Source organism: Kamptonema formosum PCC 10802 (assembly GCF_000332335.1).
In the GTDB taxonomy this organism is placed as follows: domain Bacteria; phylum Cyanobacteriota; class Cyanobacteriia; order Cyanobacteriales; family Oscillatoriaceae; genus Oscillatoria.
Map to the genome: position 1 here is coordinate 6586252 of NZ_KB235948.1, position 20685 is coordinate 6606936.

The 20685-nt window shown below is 53.5% G+C and carries 19 protein-coding genes and 1 pseudogene; 11 read left to right on the forward strand and 9 right to left on the reverse strand.

Features of this window, described 5'->3' with window-relative positions; translation table 11 throughout:
- Window positions 1-316: 316 nt before the first annotated feature.
- From OSC10802_RS0129005 to OSC10802_RS0129015, 3 genes are all read left to right on the forward strand, one after another.
- Window positions 317-1606 (forward strand): glucose-1-phosphate adenylyltransferase, encoded by a 1290-nt coding sequence (locus OSC10802_RS0129005; protein ID WP_017720285.1) that lies wholly within the window; start codon window positions 317-319, stop codon window positions 1604-1606.
- A gap of 278 nt (window positions 1607-1884) precedes the next feature.
- Window positions 1885-2400 carry an AAA family ATPase gene (locus OSC10802_RS0129010; protein WP_017720286.1) on the forward strand — a complete coding sequence of 172 codons (516 nt, stop codon included), beginning with the start codon at window positions 1885-1887 and terminating at the stop codon, window positions 2398-2400.
- A gap of 525 nt (window positions 2401-2925) precedes the next feature.
- Window positions 2926-3966, forward strand: coding sequence for a DnaJ C-terminal domain-containing protein (locus tag OSC10802_RS0129015; RefSeq protein ID WP_017720287.1), 1041 nt, complete (start codon window positions 2926-2928; stop codon window positions 3964-3966).
- A 54-nt stretch (window positions 3967-4020) separates the two neighbouring features.
- On the opposite strand, the gene OSC10802_RS0129020 is transcribed toward OSC10802_RS0129015, so the two are convergent.
- Window positions 4021-4563: a peroxiredoxin family protein gene (locus OSC10802_RS0129020; RefSeq protein WP_017720288.1), complete on the reverse strand. Its 543-nt coding sequence runs from the start codon at window positions 4561-4563 to the stop codon at window positions 4021-4023.
- Window positions 4564-4630: 67 nt separating this feature from the next.
- Window positions 4631-5239 (reverse strand): peroxiredoxin, encoded by a 609-nt coding sequence (locus OSC10802_RS0129025; RefSeq protein ID WP_017720289.1) that lies wholly within the window; start codon window positions 5237-5239, stop codon window positions 4631-4633.
- A 631-nt stretch (window positions 5240-5870) separates the two neighbouring features.
- Between OSC10802_RS0129025 and OSC10802_RS48090 the strand changes: the two genes are divergently transcribed.
- The 3 genes from OSC10802_RS48090 to OSC10802_RS51450 all read left to right on the forward strand — a co-directional run bounded on the left by OSC10802_RS48090 (window position 5871) and on the right by OSC10802_RS51450 (window position 8302).
- On the forward strand, window positions 5871-7757 hold the full coding sequence (locus tag OSC10802_RS48090; protein WP_017720290.1) for a methyltransferase domain-containing protein: 1887 nt from the start codon (window positions 5871-5873) through the stop codon (window positions 7755-7757).
- A gap of 163 nt (window positions 7758-7920) precedes the next feature.
- A complete protein-coding gene (locus OSC10802_RS42340; protein WP_017720291.1) occupies window positions 7921-8112 on the forward strand; it encodes a UPF0175 family protein in 192 nt (63 codons plus the stop codon).
- Window positions 8113-8164: 52 nt separating this feature from the next.
- Window positions 8165-8302 carry a hypothetical protein gene (locus tag OSC10802_RS51450; RefSeq protein WP_155968542.1) on the forward strand — a complete coding sequence of 46 codons (138 nt, stop codon included), beginning with the start codon at window positions 8165-8167 and terminating at the stop codon, window positions 8300-8302.
- Window positions 8303-8436: 134 nt separating this feature from the next.
- On the opposite strand, the gene OSC10802_RS0129040 is transcribed toward OSC10802_RS51450, so the two are convergent.
- From OSC10802_RS0129040 to OSC10802_RS0129080, 7 genes are all read right to left on the reverse strand, one after another.
- The gene (locus OSC10802_RS0129040) at window positions 8437-8706 is read right to left on the reverse strand and encodes a type II toxin-antitoxin system RelE family toxin (protein WP_017720292.1); all 270 of its coding nucleotides are present in this window, start codon (window positions 8704-8706) and stop codon (window positions 8437-8439) included.
- A gap of 5 nt (window positions 8707-8711) precedes the next feature.
- Complete coding sequence (locus tag OSC10802_RS0129045) at window positions 8712-8927, reverse strand: RelB antitoxin-like protein (protein ID WP_017720293.1); 216 nt, start codon at window positions 8925-8927, stop codon at window positions 8712-8714.
- A 259-nt stretch (window positions 8928-9186) separates the two neighbouring features.
- Entirely contained in the window at window positions 9187-9324 is a 138-nt protein-coding gene (locus tag OSC10802_RS51455; RefSeq protein ID WP_017720294.1) for a hypothetical protein, read from the reverse strand.
- A complete protein-coding gene (locus OSC10802_RS0129055) occupies window positions 9314-9613 on the reverse strand; it encodes a hypothetical protein (RefSeq protein WP_017720295.1) in 300 nt (99 codons plus the stop codon). Before OSC10802_RS0129055 ends, OSC10802_RS51455 begins: the two co-directional genes overlap by 11 nt.
- A gap of 13 nt (window positions 9614-9626) precedes the next feature.
- Window positions 9627-12638 carry a DNA polymerase I gene (gene polA / locus OSC10802_RS0129060; RefSeq protein ID WP_017720296.1) on the reverse strand — a complete coding sequence of 1004 codons (3012 nt, stop codon included), beginning with the start codon at window positions 12636-12638 and terminating at the stop codon, window positions 9627-9629.
- A 461-nt stretch (window positions 12639-13099) separates the two neighbouring features.
- On the reverse strand, window positions 13100-13921 hold the full coding sequence (locus OSC10802_RS0129065) for an exosortase-dependent surface protein XDP2 (protein WP_044170222.1): 822 nt from the start codon (window positions 13919-13921) through the stop codon (window positions 13100-13102).
- 590 nt (window positions 13922-14511) lie between these two features.
- Window positions 14512-15219 carry a PEP-CTERM sorting domain-containing protein gene (locus OSC10802_RS0129080; RefSeq protein WP_017720300.1) on the reverse strand — a complete coding sequence of 236 codons (708 nt, stop codon included), beginning with the start codon at window positions 15217-15219 and terminating at the stop codon, window positions 14512-14514.
- 402 nt (window positions 15220-15621) lie between these two features.
- Here OSC10802_RS0129080 and OSC10802_RS51460 point away from each other — a divergent pair, with 402 nt between their 5' ends.
- The 5 genes and pseudogenes from OSC10802_RS51460 to OSC10802_RS42345 all read left to right on the forward strand — a co-directional run bounded on the left by OSC10802_RS51460 (window position 15622) and on the right by OSC10802_RS42345 (window position 20646).
- Entirely contained in the window at window positions 15622-15846 is a 225-nt protein-coding gene (locus OSC10802_RS51460; RefSeq protein WP_155968544.1) for a hypothetical protein, read from the forward strand.
- A 236-nt stretch (window positions 15847-16082) separates the two neighbouring features.
- Window positions 16083-16502, forward strand: coding sequence for a secondary thiamine-phosphate synthase enzyme YjbQ (locus OSC10802_RS0129085; RefSeq protein ID WP_017720301.1), 420 nt, complete (start codon window positions 16083-16085; stop codon window positions 16500-16502).
- A 230-nt stretch (window positions 16503-16732) separates the two neighbouring features.
- Window positions 16733-16879: pseudogene (locus OSC10802_RS51465) on the forward strand (histidine kinase); the annotation flags it as partial.
- 557 nt (window positions 16880-17436) lie between these two features.
- The gene (locus OSC10802_RS51470; RefSeq protein WP_155968548.1) at window positions 17437-17664 is read left to right on the forward strand and encodes a hypothetical protein; all 228 of its coding nucleotides are present in this window, start codon (window positions 17437-17439) and stop codon (window positions 17662-17664) included.
- A gap of 429 nt (window positions 17665-18093) precedes the next feature.
- Window positions 18094-20646, forward strand: a complete 2553-nt coding sequence (locus tag OSC10802_RS42345; protein ID WP_017720304.1) for a PAS domain-containing sensor histidine kinase — start codon at window positions 18094-18096, stop codon at window positions 20644-20646.
- Window positions 20647-20685: the final 39 nt, after the last annotated feature.

Below are 20685 nucleotides of genomic sequence, written 5' to 3' on the forward strand. Positions count from 1 at the left end.
CAAAAATAATATTTTTAGTCAGATTCCCACTCTTAAACCCTACCATGCCACGCCGTCAAGAAATCTAAAAAAATCTCAAAATTCTGGCCGCCGCTGTCGGGATGGCCAAAATTTGTGAGCAATTGTAACAAAAAAAGGTGGGGCGGATGCAGGCGACCGAGTGGTGTGCCCTCATCGAATCAACACACGCTATAGCCCGCTTGGAGGCCACAGGTGCCTTTCGCGCCCTCAGAGGATTCTGCCCTCCCCCCTTGCCAACGATCCCACACAGTCAGACACTGGACTGTAAAGATCAACGGCAGTAGGGAGATTTTTCTTGAAAAAAGTATTAGGCATCATTCTCGGTGGGGGCGCGGGCACCCGCCTTTACCCGCTGACCAAGCTGCGGGCCAAGCCGGCGGTTCCCATTGCCGGCAAGTACCGCCTGATTGACATTCCGGTCAGTAACTGCATTAATTCAGAGATTTACAAAATCTATGTTCTGACCCAGTTCAACTCGGCTTCCCTGAATCGCCACCTTTCCCGCACCTACAACTTCCCGGGCTTCAGCGATGGGTTTGTGGAAGTCCTCGCCGCCCAGCAAACCCAAGAAAACCCCAACTGGTTTCAGGGAACCGCAGACGCGGTGCGCCAGTATCTGTGGCTGTTCCAAGAGTGGGACGTGGACGAGTACCTGATCCTGTCTGGCGACCACCTCTACCGCATGGACTATCGCCAGTTCGTGCAGCGCCATCGGGAAACCGGCGCAGATATCACGCTGTCGGTGCTGCCAATGGACGATAAACGCGCCTCGGATTTCGGTCTGCTGAAAATTGACGGCAGCGGTCGGGTGGTGGCCTTCAGCGAAAAGCCCAAAGGGGATGCCCTGCTCAACATGCAGGTGGACACCACCCAACTGGGGCTGACGCCAGAACAGGCCAAGCAATCTCCCTATATTGCGTCGATGGGGATCTATGTCTTTAAAAAAGAGGTTCTCGGCAAGCTGCTCAGGGAATCCCCACAACAGACTGATTTCGGGAAAGAAATTATTCCCGCTTCCGCGAAGGACTACAACGTTCAAGCCTATTTGTTCGATGGCTACTGGGAAGACATCGGAACGATTGAGGCGTTCTATGACGCTAACTTGGCTCTGACGCACCAGCCTCACCCGGCTTTCAGCTTCTACGACGAAACGGCTCCAATTTACACTCGCGCCCGCAATTTGCCGCCCTCCAAGCTTTTGGACTGCCACGTCACGGAATCGATTATTAGCGAAGGCTCCATACTTAAAGAGTGCCGCATTGAACACTCGGTTTTGGGGGTGCGCTCCCGCGTGGAAGCCGGTTGCGTTATCGAAGACTCCCTGCTGATGGGGGCTGACTTCTACGAGCCCTTTGCAGAGCGCCAGTCTGGCCAGCAAAAAGGCGGTGTCCCCTTGGGGATAGGTGCCGAAACTCTGATTCGCCGCGCTATTATTGACAAAAATGCCCGCATAGGCCGGCATGTGCAAATCATCAATAAAGACAGGGTGGAAGAGGCCAATCGCGAGAGCGAAGGGTTCTACATCCGCAGCGGCATTGTTGTCGTCCTGAAAAATGCGGTAATTCCCGACAGGACTGTCATTTAGTCAGTGCTTGCAGCCCCGGGCCTCGCAGCCTGGGGTTCGCTGTCGTGCCGGCACGGTCGCGGTGCTGGGAATGTGCTACTATCTAGAACTGGCGCGGATATGGTTTGTAAGAATCCCTGTCAGGGATTGAAACTCCTTTCCCCAAAACTTTTTTTGCCTGATAGATCGCGCACATTTTCAGCGCCGGCTATTGGCGAGCAGTTGGATTGTGCTGTTTGGCTGTGGGAGGGCGCGCCCAAGTCTTCTGCAGTTCTCTCTTTCCCAGCGATAAGTAAGTGATGAGCCGGCTCATTTTGATGATTGGGATTCCCGGAAGTGGCAAGTCAACTCTCGCCCAGCAGCTGATTGCAGCATTCCCGCACTGGCGGCTGATTTCTACAGATGCGATTCGCGCTCAGCTTTTCGGAGATGAGGCGGTACAGGGATCTTGGCCTTTAATCTGGAGTGAGCTGGAGCGCCAATTTCGGGTGGCGGTCGGGCCAATTGTCAGAGAGGCACCGGGGAACCGGGTGCGCACAGCGATTTACGATGCTACGAATGCTGTTCGCCAGCAGCGGCGAGCGGCTATCGAACTCGCCAGAGCTGCCGGCTTTACCGAGATCGCCGGCTTGTGGCTGGATATGCCGGTGGAGCTGTGTCTGCAACGGAACCGGCAGCGCCGCCGCCAAGTTCCAGAGGAGGTGATTTTGCAAATGCACCGGCACCTCTGCGACGCCCCACCCTCTCTCCCAGATGGCCTCGACCGGCTCAGACGCCACACCCGTATTGTACTCCCGCGACATGTCGTATTGTAGAACCCGCCCGTCGCGTCCCTACAGCCAGACATTAAATTTACTATTTTACTGTGAAGTTTTAGTATCTAGAAACTTTATATTAAAACCAAAATAGCAGTTTAAACTAACTTGCTTAATGGCAAGTTAGATGTGCGTTTTTTCGGGGGTTCGGAAATTGCGCTGGCAACCTGAGAAAGAACCGAACTTGACCGGAGCCGGAGCTTGGCTACCTTGAAGTTAGTACAGTGGGGAAAGTTTGCCCACACAGACCCAATCCCCTCACCCCCCCTCACCGCCCACACAAGGGGAGGCTCGGGGCCCCCCTCTGGGGATGGAGCGGCGGGGGGAGTAAAAAAAAGAGGGGATTGAAGTTCCCCTCTCCGGGGATTGGGGGGGTGGCAGACAAGTCGGGGGTGAGGGCGGCTCTGGCAGCGCCCACTGTACCCACTGGCTAGCGGTTGGCTGCAATCGGCGCAGTCAGGCAGCCTTAGGAAGACGCAGACAGAAAACTTTACACTGAATTTTTAAAGGAGAGGAGGCTGGGGAATGGCTGCGACCGATTTCAAGGACTATTACGCGATCTTGGGATTGAGCAAAACGGCCAGTGCGGACGAGATTAAAAAGACATACCGCAAACTGGCTCGCAAGTACCACCCGGACATGAACCCGGGCAATCGGGAGGCGGAAGCTCGCTTTAAGGAAGTTAGCGAAGCTTACGAGGTGCTGTCAGATCCCGACAAGCGCAAAAAATACGACCAATTTGGCCAGTATTGGAAGCAGGCTGGGGCTGGCGCTGGCGCTGGGGCTGGATGGCCAGGTGCCGGGGTGAACTTTAGTGACTTCGACTTCAGCCAGTTCGGCAGTTTTGATGAGTTTATTAATGAATTGCTCGGTCGCGCTGGGGGTGCCGGTGCGGGTGCCGGTGCGAGTGCCGGTCGCAATGGGCGCTGGAATTACAACTACCGCACTAGCTCGAACGGGCCAGGGTTTGGCGGCTACAGCGGGGCTGAGGATTTTTCTTCTGGTTTTGGCGAGCGCTCAGCCGGTGCCTCTGCAGATAGGGAGGGAAGCATCTCTCTAACTCTGTCGGAAGCGTTTCACGGGGTGAGCAAGCGCATCAGTCTCGGGAGTGAGACGATTGAGGTGCGGATTCCTGCCGGCGCTAAGCCGAAAAGCCGCATTCGCGTTCGCGGCAAAGGCCAGATGAACGCCTACAGCCAGCAGCGCGGAGATCTGTACTTGACGGTGGAAATCCAGCCTCACTCGTTTTTCCAGTTTGAGGGGGAAAATCTGCTGTGCGAGGTGCCGGTGGCTCCCGATGAGGCGGTTTTGGGCGCTCAAATTGAAGTCCCAACGCCGGATGGCATGGTGACGGTGAGTGTCCCTGCCGGCATTCGTTCGGGGCAATCACTGCGCCTGCGCGGCAAGGGGTGGCCAAACCCGAAGGGCGGGCGCGGCGACCTTTTGGCGCGGATTTTAATTGTGCCTCCTAAGGAGATCACCCCTATCGAGCGCGACTATTACGAGAAGCTTAAGGCGATTCGCAGTTTCAACCCCCGTCGCGATTTGTCGCAGGTGCGTCTTTAAATATCAGCCGGAAAGAATTCCCAGGGGCGCGGCTTCTGCTGCGCCCCCACACTTTTAAAGTGAATCCAGTACAGCCAGCAGTCTCTCAACACCGGCATTCGGCTCCAGGAAGGAAAACAAGTGCCTATAGCATAATTTCCCCTGTCCGTCAAGCACAAACTGCGCCGGCAGGGGAGCGCCCAAGGCTTGACCGGTCTGGTACCGGCGGAAAACGCCGCAGCCCGGATCGCTGAGCAAGGGCATTTTTAACCCCAAATCTTTGACGACAATTTTGCTTTGCCTCTCGTCGGTACTTGTTATCATCAGCACCTCAGCCCCTTTTTCTTTGAAGCGCTCGTAGTGAGTGTTCAGTTCTATAATGTGCGGGTAGCACAAGGGGCAATATTGCTTTTCGGTAAAGATGCGGGTGAAAGCCAGTACGACCGGCTGCTTCTTCCTGTAGTCTGATATTTTCAACCGCCCGCCATTGGTGATGTCTGGCAGTTCAAAGTCCGGCGGGCAAACTTCGGGGTAAAATTTATTGGTCGCTGGGAGCGGTAAAAAGTTTTGAAAGAAGCGCTGATTTATTAAGCCGGTGAAATCAGTGGAAGTGAGCATAGGTTGTTGATATCTCCTGCTGCTTTAAATGAAATGGGGTGCGTTCAGCGCACCCCACTGTTAGGAATTAAACAGCCGCAAAGTATTCCTTGGACTTCACGGGGTCGGGCGTCATGGTCTTTTCCCCAGGCTTCCAGCCGGCGGGGCAGACTTCATCCGGGTGAGACTGGACGTACTGGATGGCTTGCAGTGTCCGCAGCGTCTCATCCACGTTGCGCCCAAAGGCCAGGTTGTTGATGGTGGCGTGCTGGATAATCCCTTCTTTGTCAATGATGAACAAACCGCGCAGGGCGATTCCAGCTTCGGGATCGAGAACGTTGTAGGCGGCGCTGATTTCTTTCTTGATGTCGGAAACGAGGGGATAGTTGAGGTCGCCTACGCCGCCTTGCTTGCGGTCGGTTTGAATCCACGCCAAGTGGGAGAATTCGCTGTCAACCGAGACGCCGAGGACTTCGGTTCCCAGTTTGCTGAATTCTTCATAGCGGTCGCTGAATGCTATGATTTCCGTGGGGCACACGAAGGTAAAGTCCAGGGGGTAGAAGAACAAGACTACATAATTTTTGCCCTGATAGTCTGACAGCTTAATGGTCTTGAATTCCTGATCGACCACTGCTGTTGCAGTGAAGTCGGGGGCAGCTTGGCCAACCCGAAGACATCCTTCTGTCTGATGAGTCATGAGCTGATTCTCCTACAATGTTTGTGCGTCCACTCGTGCGCGAGCGCGGGTAAGACAATTTAGAGCTTACCCTGGCAGGCAACGACTGATTCTTTACGAACTGTTACAACTATATCATAGTCATAACGATTTTGAGTAGACCTTTTCTCGGGTGAGAGCCGGCACGCCAGAGCTAACCCCTCCCAGCGTTTTTTACGTCTGATTGATTGTTATTAGATTGAACCGCCAAGACGCCAAGGACGCCAAGAATGAAGAGGTACAGGAAAAAGTTGTTAGGAGCAATTCACCGGAAATGATATGGGAGGTGTGCGGCGGGAGCCAATGTTGGGTGTCACCCTTGACAGATTCGCCAACCGTATCCACGAGGGGCGCGGGGGAGAGGAGGGGGCTAAGGGAGCAGGGGACAAGTCCTGGATTTGGCCAACTGTCCCGTACCGGTGCCGGTGGCGGGGAAGGCAGACACCCGGAGGGAGCGCTGTGATAGGTTATGAAAAGCTTGGCCGGCTGTCCCTTGCTGGATGCAGTCCAAGGACAAAATAGATCGAGAGTGCCGGCGAAAAAAATCCCTTGGAGTTTATTTTAAACCGGCTCCCCCCTAAAATAGTATGTCATCCAGACGCCGTGACTCAGAATGAACCAAGACCTCTCTTACCTGCCATTTAGATACTGTATAGATTTACCGCAACTCAACGAGGACATCACATCACCCTTGCTGGTCATCGGGGGCTGGATTGCGGCTCAACATCCGATTGAACGCCCAACTCTTCGCAACACCGGCACTTACACTCGTCCCCTAACCCTCACCAGCCGTCCTGATGTCCGAGCGGAGTATCCCGACCGGTATGCGCTAGGATTCAGGCATTATGTGTCACTGCTTGACCTCTCCCCAGAAGACTGTTTGCAGTGGTCTGTCCATTTCTCGCTCGCAAGCCTTGAATACAGTTTTCCCATCCCCCTGTCAATTTCCACTAAAGCCTTTGAAAGCGCAGACAGTCAAGACCTCTATTCCGACTATTTTATCTGGGGTATCGACTCTCCCAAGTTAAACGAGGAGGTGACTTCTCCGCTGATTTTGCTGAGGGGATGGGTTGCGGCTGACCGTCCGATTAAAGGGCTTACCGTTAACAATTATAGCACATACGCTCACGCTCTGTCTATTGAGAGCGGGCGGGATGTAAAAGCGGCTTATCCCCACCAGTACATGGTAGGATTCCAGCATTATTTGTCGGTGGCTGACCTCTCCCCAGAGGAATCCTGGTCCGTAAGGTTCTTCATGGACGGTCGGGAATGCAGTTTTCCAGTGGCATTGCCGGCTGTTGGGGGAGATGTTGAGGCGGGAACGAGTGAGAGCCAAGAGTCTCAGCCTTTTACCTACTGGCTGGATTTCCCGAAGTTAAACGACCAAATTGCGTCTCACCTGACTTGGATTGCCGGCTGGCTGAAATCCGCGCATCCGATAGAACAGCCTACCCTTCGCAATTCTAGCACATACGCTCGCCCTTTAGAGACTGTCAGCCGTCCGGATGTAGAAGCCATTTATCCACAGCAGTATGTGCTGGGCTTCCGGCACTATTTGCCCATTAATGACCTCTCTCCGGGAGAGTCTTGGTTCATCCAGTTCTTTATCCAGGGAGAGGAACACCGGCTCCCCCTGCCTTTCTTTATCTCCAGTAAATTTTATGATGACTTTTGGAACTTTAAAACCAAGAAGCTGGAAAAAATCAGAGAGATTGTCCGCTGTCCGGCTTGCGGGAGCGAGACGCTGGTTAATGCCGGCACCGGCTTGCGGTGCGGTGGCTGTGGGGCTGAGTTTGGCTTGAGCCGGACTAGCTATAACTTTCTCACCAAGGATTTGATTGAGTGTGGCAATGTGAAGCCAACGAAAAATATTTCGGCAAATCACTACGATGAGGTGGCTCACAGTATCGTCAAAAAATTACCGCAAGGTTTAATTCTGGATAATGGCTGCGGGCTGAGAAGGAAGTATTACAGCAATATTGTGAATTTTGAGATTGCCGACTATCCCACGACAGATGTTGTGGGGATAGGGGAAATCCTGCCGTTTAAATCGGGGGTTTTTGATGCGGTATTTTCGCTGGACGTGCTGGAACATGTCAAGCATCCTTTTGATTGTGCGCGGGAGATTGTTCGGGTTCTCAAGCCGGGGGGGATTCTGTACATCCAAGTTCCGTTTATGCAACCTTTTCACGGCTATCCCGACCACTACTACAATATGACCGGCAGCGGGTTGAAAAATCTGTTTGAGGGCGATTTGCAAATTCTGGAATATGGGGTGCCGGCGTGCGGGCTGCCGGTGTGGAGCCTGAGCTGGTTCCTGAACTCTTATATCCGGGGGCTGCCGGCACCTGTCGCTGAGAAGTTCAAGAATATGAAGGTTTCTGAGCTGATAGATAATCCCCAGCTGTATCTGGAGAAAGATTTTGTCACGCAGTTGAGTCCGGGGGCTAATGAAGAGTTAGCGAGTGCTAACTACCTGATTGCTATGAAAAACGTTTAGGAGTTCGGTCAGCAGCACAGGCGTCTCGCCTGTGCTACGTCTGTGGGCAGGAGAGGCGAGATGCCTGCTCTACGTCTGTCGTGCCGGTGGTCCTGCCGGTGGTGAAGTGCGCGGAACGTGTTATCATAGTATTGTTGGTTTCGTTACCGGCAGGAGTTTTTCCGTGAAAACACTCTCATTCCAAGTCCCAGAAACCGTCTTTGGCACACTCCGCAAAGGCCCGGAGGAGTTTATCCAAGAAATGCAGATTGCTGCCGCAGTAAAATGGTATGAATTAGGGGAAATCTCTCAGGGGAGTGCAGCAGAAATTGCGGGTCTGAGCCGGTCTGAGTTTATAAATGCTTTGTCCCGTTAAAAGGTTTCCGTCTGGCAATATACCGCTGAGGAGCTAGCCGAGGAACTGGCGGATGACGATTGAGCGGGTTGTGGTTAATTCCTTTCGTTTAATTATCCTGTTTAAGAACTCGCACCGGCGAGCGACGGGGGACAATCACGGGGGGATTGTCCCTACCAGGCGCACGCAACGAGTGGGGAAGCTGTATTGACCTCCGGGTTTAAGGAATGGGGAGCCGGTGAAGCAGTCAGAGGAAAAGGGAAGACGGACGCTTTTCCTACAAGTACCAGGGAGAGCGGTGCTAGCAGAGGTAGCGCTCCCTTTACCAATCTTGATTGCAAATGCTTACGGAAAATAACGATAAAATTCCCGACGGTGTAGAACGCGCATCACTTCTATGACATCTCCGTTAAGCTCTATTCCAATACGGTAATCGCCGATCCGAATGCGATACCGACCCGTGTAACCTCGCATGGGTTTAATGTCAGGAATCTCCTCCAAGGTATTGATGGCTTCTAAAGTTGTAAACGCAAGCTCGCAGATGCGCTGGTATGATGTCGAACTCTTCAGTTGCTTCAGGTCTTTTAGAAAAGCCTGCCGGTATTGAACTTCCAAGACAATTATTCCTCAAGATAAGCTAAGGCTTCTGAACGAGTTAGCAATGGCGTATTAACAGCTTCATTCATGGCTTTGTTCAGGCAATAGTCTTCTACCGCTTCCGCAAGTTCCTCAACGGAAGCTTCTTCCGCAGGTAGCAGCTGTCGCCACAGCTCAATAGGAATCACCACGGCGATTGCCTCTCCGTCTTGATTGGTAAGATATTCAACATTTAGCATATGTCACTCCAAAATTCCCGCTACAAGGTTTTAAAAGCATTATTGATATTGATACAGATCGGCTGGTTTAGTACCGCTATACCTTCACTGTTCCCCCTCTTCAATTATTTCGCCGATAGACGTTTGCTACTCCTTTCCCACTCCCCGATTTGGGTCTTTTCTTGAGACTAACCCAAGCACTTGGGTTTTGTCAACCTATAAAAAAGCCCCTGACAGTCAAGCCAGGAGTGGACAGAGCTGGCGCATCCCCCCATCCGGTTTAACCTCCCTCCTCCCAGAGGAGCTGCATATTGAGAGCACCGGCGGGTTGGAGGACACCGCCAACAGCAGTGAGGTTGGCAAATCCTGGCACTTCAGCCGGCACAGTGCGGTTCACCTGCCGGCTGTCATAACGCAAGCTCCAGTTGCCGAATCTTTTCCAGAATGTCTTGGCGAAGTTCGCACAAGCCGGCCCACTCAAAGAAATCAATCCCATCGCCCAGTTCACCGGCTCCAAACCGGCGGTAAAATTCTGCTGAGTCCAGGCTGTACCGCCGCTCAAACTCCCGCAAGTCTCCCTCATACCGCTCCAACCGCTGCCGGTGCTGGCTGAGGGCAACTTCTAGAAGCTTCCCCACTATCAAGTCTAGTTCTTCTGGATCAGAATAACTCTCCTTGAGGAGCTCCAGCTTTCGCAATGTGTCCATTAGTAACCCCTCCCTACTTCGCCTCCATCCAATTCTGCCCCGCACGGATATCCACCACCAGCGGCACACTCAGCAGCACAGCACTCTCCATCACCGACTTAATCACCGGCTGCAACTCCTCCCACTCCGCCGGCATCACTTCAAACACCAACTCATCGTGCACTTGCAACAGCATACGCGCCCCGCAATTCCGCAACCTCTCCTGCAGCCGCACCATCGCCACCTTAATAATATCCGCACTCGAACCCTGAATCGGCGCGTTCGCAGCCGCACGCAGCTGTTCCGCGTCTTTCGGACCCAGCTTTTTCAGACGGTCAAGGTCAATCTCTTCCGGATTGCTGCCTTTCAACCGGCGCAAACTCTCCCCCTCAAATGTAAAATACCGGCGACGCCCCAAAATCGTCTCCACATACCCCTGCGCGATCGCCTCCCTTTGCAGCTGCTGCAAATATTCAAACACCTTCGGATAGCGCCGGTAGAACCGCTGAATAAACAGCTTCCCCTCCGCCGGCGTCTTCCCAATCGCCCGCGCAAACCGCGCTGAACCCATCCCGTAAATCACGCCAAAATTAATCGTCTTCCCAAACCGGCGCTCCTCCGCACTCACCGTTTCCTTCTCAAACAGCAACTTCGCCGTCACCGTATGCACGTCCTGATTGTTGCGGTAAGCCTCCACCAGCACCGGCTCCTGACTCAAGTGCGCCAAAATCCGCAACTCAATTTGCGAATAGTCCGCCGACACCAGCAGCCAGCCCGGTTCAGGCAGAAACGCCTTGCGAATCTGCCGCGAAAATTCCGTGCGAATCGGAATATGCTGCAAATTGGGATTAGAAGAGGACAGCCGCCCCGTCGCCGTAGCCGTCTGGTTGAAATCCGTATGCACCCGCCCCGTGTCCGCTCGCACCAGCGCCGGCAAAGCGTCCGCATAAGTAGACTTCAACTTCGCCAGAGTGCGGTGTTCCAACATACAGTCAACAACCGGATGCTGGCCTTGCAGCCTTTCCAAAACAGCTGCGTCTGTCGAGTAGTAACCCATCTTGGTTTTGCGCGACTTCTTGGTGTCTAATTTCAGCTTTTCAAACAGCAGCTTGCTCACCTGCTTCGGCGAACCCAAATTGAATTCCTCCCCACCGACAGCCTTATAAGCTGCCTCCACAATCTTTGCTAAGTCCTTTTCCAGCTGATCCGATAGTTCTTCGAGATATGGGCTGTTAATGCGGATTCCGGTGTATTCCATCTCAGCCAGCACCGGCTCTAGCGGCTGCTCAACTTCCAGCAGCAGCCGGTGAACTCTCTCAACCGCCTGCAATTCCTCCCGCAGTTTCCCCACCAGCAAGAACGTCGCATACACATCCATCCCGCAGTAGTCCGCCACCTCCGGAATCTTTAAATCCGCAATTGTTTTGCCTTTAGGCACTTTTAAAGACTCGTAGCTTTGAGCCTTTATCCCCAACTTGCGCTGTGCTAAATCACTCAGTTTGTAGCTTTCTTCACTCCGGTCGTCGCTTTCTTTTGGCAAAAGCACATAACTTGCAAGCATCGTGTCAAAGACGGCACCCGCCAGCTCAATCCCCTGACAGCGCAGCACCAAGCGGTCAAATTTGGCATTGTGCAGCGCTTTGGGATAGTCCGCACTTTCCAGAATCGGACGCAGCGCCTCCAACACCGCTGCCTTGTCTAGATTCCCCCCGCCAGTGTGGCCGGTGGGAATATAGGCCACATCTTCCTCACCGGCTCCCCAACAGCAGCCAATCCCCACCAGTTTCGCGTCACGCGGCTCCAGCGCAGTGGTTTCCGTGTCCCAAGCGACGGGAGTATCAGAGTGAGTGCGGGTTTGCAGCAGCTGCACCAACTCCGCCAGCTTTTCCGGCGTGTCAATAATGCGCGGCTTAATCGGCACCGGCTCCCGAACCGTTGGCACCGGCAGTTCTGCTGGGGCTGGGGCTGCCGGTTCGTCGAACAGCGACAGTTGCCGGTCTTCCAGCAGCGGTGCCGGGGCGGCTGCGATCGCCCGTGCCGGCACCGGCTCAGGATCGCTCGCCGGCTCAGTTGCGCCGCCAAACAGCGCGTGCATTTGCTTGATTTTGCTCAAAAAGCTCTTGAACTCGAACTTTTCCAGCAGCGGTACGAGCGCCCCCTCGTCAAAATCCTTGAGCTTGCAGTCTTCGAGCTCAATTTCCACCGGCACGTCGAGGACAATTCTCGCCAGGTGCTGGGAGTGGTAGGCGTCTGCTTTCCCAGCTTCCAGCTTTTTCTTGACGGCTCCTTTAATATTGTCTGTCGAAGCGTAAATCCCGTCAAGCGAGCCGTAAACGCTTAGCAAACTCACCGCTGTCTTGTCCCCAATTCCCTTAACGCCGGGGATGTTATCGGAGGCGTCACCGCAGAGAGCTTTGTAATCGACCACCTGAGCCGGTGCTACGCCGAGTTTCTCCTTGACCTCTTCTGGGCCAAATTCGCGGGCGATTGCTTTTGCGGAGCGCCCGAAGGTGTCCTGACTGAGATACAGGACGCTGATGCCTTTTGCCGCATCTACCAGTTGAAATAAATCCCGGTCACCGGTGACGATTTTCGCCCGATACCCCGCCTCGCTCGCCCGCTGTGCCAGGGTGCCCAAAACGTCGTCCGCCTCGTAACCCGGAGCGGTCACAGCCTGCAGGTTCAAGGCGCTGAGCAGTTCCTGGAGATTTTCCAGCTCGATGAGCAAGTCTGCCGGTGTGTCCGTCCTGTCCGCTTTGTAGGTGGCGTCCGCTTCGTGGCGGAAGGTGGGCTCGCCGAGGTCAAAGGCGATCGCAAGATATTGCGGCTTCTCCGTTTCTATCACCTGCAGCAGGGACTTGAGGAAGACATGGCAGACGCTGGTGGGGATGCCGGTGGATGTCCTCAAGCCCCCATCCCGACTTCTGGCTAAGGCGTGATGGGCGCGAAAGGCTAGCGAGTGGCCATCAACGAGTACCAGCGTTGGGCCTGCTGCCGGCTCGGAATGGCCGGCGGATGGGTTGGGGGCAGGGGCAGAGTTAGACATTTTCAATCCCGTTTCAGGGTTTCATTCTAGCGCTGCTTCCGCCTCCCCCTCAACCCAGATACTTTTCCTTGCGTCATTTCCGTTTATATGGTGTACTCCCGAAGATTGAGGGGCCAGATGCCTGTCCTGCAGGAGATCGCTTTTTTCATATTAGTGAGGTACTGAGAAACCCGGTTTCTTTAAGAAACCGGGTTTCTGGCGCGTACTTCATCCAACTGAAAACCTCTATATATCCGTAGATCAGGCGTTCCCTCCGACCCTCAATGTTTAATGTCCTAACTAATTTGGCTATCGCTACAGTTTATATAAATTAGATACAGCCGGCTGAGGTGATTTATGAAAGGCGCACCGGCCTGCGCTGCCGATAAATAGGGGCGGTCAAGCAACCGCCCCAAACAAGGCCACTCTGCCAAATTGTCTGCCAAATTGTGACGCTGCCCCAGCTGTATCCCGATCGGCAACTAGGAAACCTTAGCAACCTTGCGCCGGCGAGAGGCGGCGAGGGACCCCGCGACCAGTCCCAGACCGGCAAGGGTTGCCGGTTCGGGGACGGATGCGGCGGAACCGACGACTTTCCAGTCTGGCCCCTGGTAGCTGCTCTTGGTGATCACTCGCAGCCCGCTAATCGGTCCTGACACCCCCAAGTCTGCTAAAGTCACGCCCTTAGAACCTACGTCCTGAGCGCCGTTAATTTCGAGAGTGTCAAGCTTGTATCCAGCATTTTGCCAACTGCTAGAGTTCCCCAGGCTGAACAAGTTGCCAATCAGGTTTCCCCCAGCATCCAGGGCTTGAATGTCAAGTTGGCTGTTCTTGCCACGCTCCCAGAAGAATAATTTATCTACTGCCTTATTGAAGGAAAGGTCAATCGTAGACTTGCCGCTATCTTCCGTATCAATAATACTGCTGAGGTACAGGTTGCCCAGGGCAGCCACCACACCATTATTATCAAGCTTTTCCTGGGACAGCCCAACCGTTGCTAAGTCTCCCCTGTCAGCGCTGGCTGCGCCGGTGTCGCCTCCTGTCCAGAGGTCATTCCAGACAATATTGGCTCCACTCACCACAGCAAAGTCTGTGATGGCAGTATTGCCGATCTCTACTGACTGCAGCAGGATATCCCCTTTCCAGGTATCGGGGTTTGGCAGGGCAGCCTGGTAGTTGGTCTTAAAATCGAACGCCTGAGCTGAAGACGAAACTGCTAAAACGCTGCTGGCGATTAACCCCAAACAGGACGCCGTGTATTTGAGAGTCTTAGCGGTTGCCGCAGTCAATGTAGTGGTTTTCATTGGAAGCCCCATATTCCGTCGGACACTTTGCTGTTCGTGTTAGCTTATTTCCTTTATAAAAGAACCGCTGTGCACTGTCAAGGGAGGTTTGGGGATTTAATCAACTCTTGATACAACTTGCGAGTTTTGTAAAGTTTTGATAAAGATGCTGGAATAGAACCTTCTGCTACGGAGGCTCCCACTTTTGTTAAAAATGAACATTTCTCCTTTCTATCCCCCCTCCCCCCTTGTCGCGGCACACGCTGCGGTTATGCGAGCTCCTGCAGTCCGGTTTCCGAGCAGCTCCCTTTCCGGCTATCCGGTTAAAAGCTTTGCTTTAATAGTCCATATTCTAAAATCTGAAACCCTTGCTGTATTTGTATTTCAGCCTGAAAAGCCCGCCTTAAATTCGGGCATCCGGGCAAAAACGCGCGCGAGTTGGGGATGCCGGTGACGGTTCCCACACTCCCCAGGCAACGCACCCTGATAAAGGCACCGCACGCCCAGGCCGGGGAGTGGCCACAGGCAGGTGACTCTCCACAAGTGGCACAAAAGAACTGCGGGCTGTCAAAACCTGCTGTTCTGACGGATTCCAATCGCAGCTCGCTTTCTTAACCGATTTCGCGGTGACGCCGGCGGCGCACTCCCAGCAAACCCGCAGCTCCCACGCCCAGCAGTGCCAGCGCTGTAGAAGGCTCGGGGACTTTTTTGCCTTTGAAGATGAAGTCGTTGTAGTCCTTGTCGTATCCATCTTCCATTGCAATTAACACCTGCTCAAACCCGACAGAGAGGCTCGCGGTTTGCGGGCTTTGGCCCGGATTATTTTGAATCCAGGTTGGCCCTTGGAGGTTGTAGGTGTAGCTGCCACCGTAGATAAATTTGGCCTTATTGGCATCACTGCCCAGGGAATACGGGGCACTCACCACATTCGGCGTTGCTGGATTGTACTTCCTCAACCCTAACTTGTATTCGACCCCAGCGAGAAAGTTGAAGGTGGTCGTGCAGTTGGACATCGACAGGCCGCAGGTTCCCTTCCAATCATTCTTGGAGTCGTTAGCGCCAGGATCGGAGCCTCGCAAGTCTTCTGTAAACAGGGTGCCGGCTAGGGTGCCGTCTGTGCGGTACACCCCCAGGGCTGTCTGCCACATCCCGTGAGACTCCAAGAAGTCAAACTGGACAGTGGTGTTGGTGTCAAATTTGATACCATTCACTCCAAAATTGCTGGGCGTGAGAGAGGCGGCGAGCGCCGGAGTGGAGAAGCAGGCGACCGCAGAGGCGGCGGCTGCGGCAGTTAGGCTAGCGACAAGTTTCGTTTTCATTTCAAACCCTCACCCAAGTCGTTTGTGCGAGAAAATTAATTTTTGGCTTACTTTAATTATGCGGCACTTCCAGTGGCCAGTCTAGGGTTTGGGCGCTTCTTTGTCAATTCTTTACAATTGTGCGGGGGTTGTGTGAAGTTTGGACTGCTAAACAGCAGATGAGCCTCTGGCTGCCAGCCTTTGCGCTCGGCTTTTGCGTTCTTGTGCCAACAGCGCTGGCGTGCGCGCTGCCGGCTATTTCTCTCCCCCTCTCCCCCCCATTCTTGAGAAGTGTGGGTGTTGATTTTTGCCTGAAAAGAAAGGGGGTGAGGGGGTGAATTTAGCACGAATTCTCTTGATAAACAAGCTCTGAGAGGGTGAATTGAGCGCGCTCTTCTCCTCCTGTCCCCTGATGCTCAAGTCTTGCCTGCTCCTACCGGGAGCCGGTGGCAGCGCCAGCGATATCAGTGCTATTACATAGAGGAAACATTAACTCTCGATTTTAGGGGCTCGGTTTTCCCGGATAAGACCGGCTCGCCGCTCACCTTGCCGAGAGCCGGTGTGGGGACGCGACACCGGCGTTTTTACAGAGTTCCTAAAAAAGGCTCTGCTGTCTTGTCGGGAATCATTATAGCAGTAGGCAGTTAGGTTAGGACATAGGCATCATCGCATTGGGGCAGTGGGCGATGGGGCATTGGGCAAAAGCTATGAGTCTTCCATGATGCGCCATGCTCGCCGCGCCATGCTCTGTGCGCCATGCCATTATAGCAGCAGCCACTTAGGGAACCTACATTCCGGCCTCCCCTGCTCCCCCGCACCCAAAGCTCCTATTATCCTAACCAATATGACTGCTGCTATAGCCCCAGCCACACCGCCACCAGACCATGACCCACCACCAACAGCTGCTCAAAATTCAAACTGCCGGCAAGTCGCTGTGCAAAATCACCTCGAAAGTTGAAGCCGTCGTCGCGGAATCGGGCGTCGCAACTGGCCTGTGCGCCCTGTTTCTGCGCCACACCTCTGCCAGCTTGCTGATCCAAGAAAACGCCGACCCCGACGTGCTGCGGGATTTGGAAAATTTCTTTGCCAAGCTCGTACCAGAAGACAGCCGGCGCTACATCCACAACGCTGAGGGCCCGGACGACATGCCGGCCCACATCCGCACGGCCCTGACCAAGACCTCGGAACAGATTCCCATTGCCGGAGGGAGACTCGTGCTGGGAACCTGGCAGGGAATCTACCTCTGGGAGCACCGGCAGCGCAGCCACATCCGCGAGCTGGTGGTTCACGTCACCGGCGACTGAGCCCCAGACGAGCCCCCCACCGGCCACGCCGGCATGCCGGTGTCCGCAGCGTGCCGCCGGCAGCCGGCAGCCGGCTTTTTTCACCGTCAGATGACTCGCTCAAACCCGAAGAATATTAAGTTTCTCTGCCACTCGTGGGAATTTTAAGCCTTGTATGTTAATTATTCCTGAACAGAGGAGAGCTAGTTTAAAGAATTCCGGCGTCTGTCTTGCCCAGCACTCACCACCGCAAGCCGGTGGGGAAAGGCACCGGCTTGGGGCTGTCCATCAGCACCTTCATCGCGGTCGAAAACCCAGGCTGCGTCTTCACCTGTCAGTCTCAACCCGGACAGAGAACCGAATTCTCGATTGAGATCCCGATTTGCCAGCAACCTTAGAAACCATTGAGGGGGCTCGGGGGGAGGCGGAGAAAATTGAATTTTGGGAAATTAACCAGATTTTATATACGGAGGAATTCTGAATTGGCAATCTCAATGACACAGGACTTACGCAAAGCCTCTATCTGTAGGGTGGGGAACGCGAAGCGCGTCACCCACCACACACCACATTGACTGTCGCTGCATAAGTCGTGTTACAAATTCTATAGCAGTATGCACTTAGGTTAGAACATTAGACCTTCAGGCTCGGCGGACGCCGTACCTACGTCTATATGGCAGTAAGCATTTAGGAACCCTACATTCCGGCCTCCCTTGCTCCAGAGCTCCCGAAGCTTCTATTGTTCTAACCAATATGACTGCTGCTATAATGCTAAAATTACAGACTGATTAGCTATCTTACTCTGACCTGACTTTCAACACCAGTGCAGACATTCCCTATCCCTCTTGAGAGTTTGGTCTTTGGAATTACTTTTTCTCGCTCTTGGGATAATGTCCCAATCTTTTACTGGGTGGTGAAGACTATAAGTCTGAGCGTCCCTCTACATTATAGTCAATTAATGTCTATTACTGTCTGCTCTGTGAAGGAAGTTTTACAATACCGGTACGCTCTCAGACTCGACCGGGCTAGGGCTGGCCACTCGAAAGCTGAGCTTGGTCAAGTGCCAGCGGGAGGACGATCTGGAGCCTCTATTGGGCCTATTTACCGGCACCGGAATGCTCCCATCACCGGCATGCTTGCTGTGGGCCCAGAGCGCGTCTGGCTGATGCACTCCGATCGGGGCTGAGGGCCTTGAGCGACATTCATCAGGGGAAAGCGTTCGCAAGGGAATTAACCGGAATTTAAAAAGCTTAGGAAATATAAAAAACACATTAGCCAAACATTCCCCCCCTGATGTAACACTGTATTAAGTTAAAGATTAAAAAATCTTTAAAGATCCTGTTCGAGAGCGAGTGCAAAAATAGAATTGAATTAATAAAAAAAATACCTGTTTAGATAGGCCCAGATAGCTTCCTTGGGCCCTGCGATGCCGGGGCGTCAGGATGAACGGGCGGGACAAACAGGCAGGGTTAGCGTCAAAACAAAGCTGGCTGGTGTTTCCAGCCTAGCACCGGCTGGGGCTGGAGGTGAGTGTCAAGACTCGCGTCTGAACCCTAAAGATCAACAGTTATGTGGGTATGAAGCTGTAGAGATTTTAAGAAGAGGGGCGTGCGTTATGTTTGTTTTGGAAGGAGAGGATGTTATTAACCTGAGCGATTGCAGGAACTCAGAGGCAGAGGAGGATCTTTTTTTCCATCTCTCGCACGACCTGATTGGGGTTGTGGGGTTTGATGGCTGCCTGAAGCGCCTGAACCCGATGTGGGAAAGAACGTTGGGCTTTACGAAGGAAGAGATCTTAAACAAACCCCTGATTGAGTGGGTCCATCCGGAAGACAGGCCATCCACAATTGCGGAAGGGAAAAAACTGGAGCGCGGTTCGAGCATTATTGGCTTTGAAAATCGGTACCGGTGCAAAGATGGCTCCTACAAGTGGCTTCAGTGGAATGCGACATGCCCGGCGCAACAGCAATTGATTTATGCGGTGGGGCGTGACATCACGGAGCAGAAGCGGGCGGAAGCGACCGAGGAAAGTGAGCAGCTGTTCGAGAAAATCTTTGAAAATGCGCCGGTGGGCATGGCAACCGCCACCCGGTCAGATCGGCGAATTCTCAAAAGCAATGCCATGCTGCAAAAGATTTTGGGGTACAGCGAAGCCGAACTGCTGGGGATGACTTTTGCGGACTTCACCCATCCCGACGATGTGGGAGGCGAGTCAGAACTTTACGAAAAGGTGATTGCCGGTGAAAAAGATTTCTTCCAAGTGGACAAGCGGTATATCCGCAAAGATGGAAGCGCGATTTGGGGGCACCTGATCGCCTCCGCCATGCGCAACGGTGCCGGTGAGTCCGAATTGGTCATTGGTTTAGTGGAGGACGTTACCGAACGCCGGCGAATGGAGGAAGAGCTGCGAAGATCGCTGAAAGAACTGTCTGATATCAAGTTGGCTTTGGATCGGGCTGCCATCGTAGCCATCACCGACAGACAGGGGAAGATCACCCATATCAACGATAAATTTTGTGAGATATCCAAATATTCCAGGGAAGAACTGATTGGCCAAGACCACCGCATCCTCAATTCTGGCCATCACCCCAAGGAATTCTTTAAGGAGATGTGGTCAACCATCGCCCGGGGGAAAATTTGGCAAGGGATAATCAAGAATAAAGCAAAAGATGGCAGCTATTACTGGGTCGATAGCACAATTGTACCCTTTTTCGATGAGCGAGGGATTCCCAGTCACTATTTAGCAATCCGCTATGAAATCACTGAGCGCGTGCGGGTTGAAGAAGAAATGCGCAAAACCCAGAAGTTCTTGAACGAGGTGGTGGAAAACCTGCCGGTGGCTGTGTTCATAAAGGAGGCCGCTGACCTGAGGTTTGCGGTCTGGAATAAAGCCAGTGAGGAAGTGTTTGGATATTCCAAGGCGGCTGCGATCGGCAAGAGAGTGTGCGAATTGTTCCCCGCCACTGAGGCGGATGTGCGAATAGCCTTCGACCGGCAAGCGATCGCCAGTGGAAAGCTGGCTGACATCCCCGAAGAAGTCATCGGGACACCCCACCGGGGCCGGCGAATCCTGCACACGCGCAAAATTCCCCTTTTTGACGAATCGGGAAACCCCAAGTATTTACTGGGCATTTCCGAAGACATCACTGAGGGCAAAAAAGTTGAGGCAGCGTTGCGGCAATCCAAAGCGCGGTATAAAGAAAAATCGCAGCAGCTGGAAGGGGCGCTGCGGGAGTTACAACAAACTCACGCCCAGCTGGTCCAGACAGAAAAAATGTCCAGCTTGGGGCTGATGGTCGCCGGTGTGGCGCACGAAATCAACAACCCCGTCAATTTCATCTACGGCAATCTCACCCATGCCTCGCAGTACAGCCAGCATTTGCTGCAACTGGTGAAACTGTACCAGCAGCACTATACCCCTAACCAAGAAATTCAGCAACACGCCGAAGCGATTGACCTGGAATTTCTCGTTGAGGATCTGCCGAAATTGCTCGCATCCATGAAAATGGGCGCGAACCGCATTCGCGAGATTGTTCTGGCGCTGCGAACCTTCTCCCGGGTGGATGAAGCGCAAATGAAGCAGGTGGATATTCACGAAGGGATTGAGAGCACCCTGCTGATTTTGCAGCACCGGCTTAAAGCCAACCCCAACCGGCAGGCGATTGAGATAGTCAAAGAGTACGGCAATTTGCCTGCGGTGGCGTGTTACGCCGGCTCTCTGAACCAAGTATTTATGAACATCATATCCAACGCCATCGACGCTTTGGAAATGGGGCATTGGGAATCGGGCCTCGGGCGTAGGAAAGAACAGCCATGCCCTACGATTCGGATTCGCACCGAAGTGGCGCACCAAGCACCTGGCACTGAGCATGAAGCATGGGGATGGGCTCAAAACAATCAATCCAAAATCCAAAATCCAAAATCCAAAATCCCCAATTCTCAATTCGCTCGCATTGCGATTGCCGACAGCGGTTCTGGCATGCCCCTAGATATCCAGGGGCGCATATTTGACCCGTTCTTTACAACCAAGCCGGTGGGGAAAGGCACCGGCTTGGGGCTGTCCATCAGCTATCAAATTGTGGTTGAAAAGCACCGGGGTGTCCTGAAGTGCTTCTCTGAACCCGGAAAAGGAACCGAGTTTTGGATTGAGATACCCGTTCAGCAGTAAAATAACTGGGGTGGGTTCTGCTTCGCATAACCCACCCTA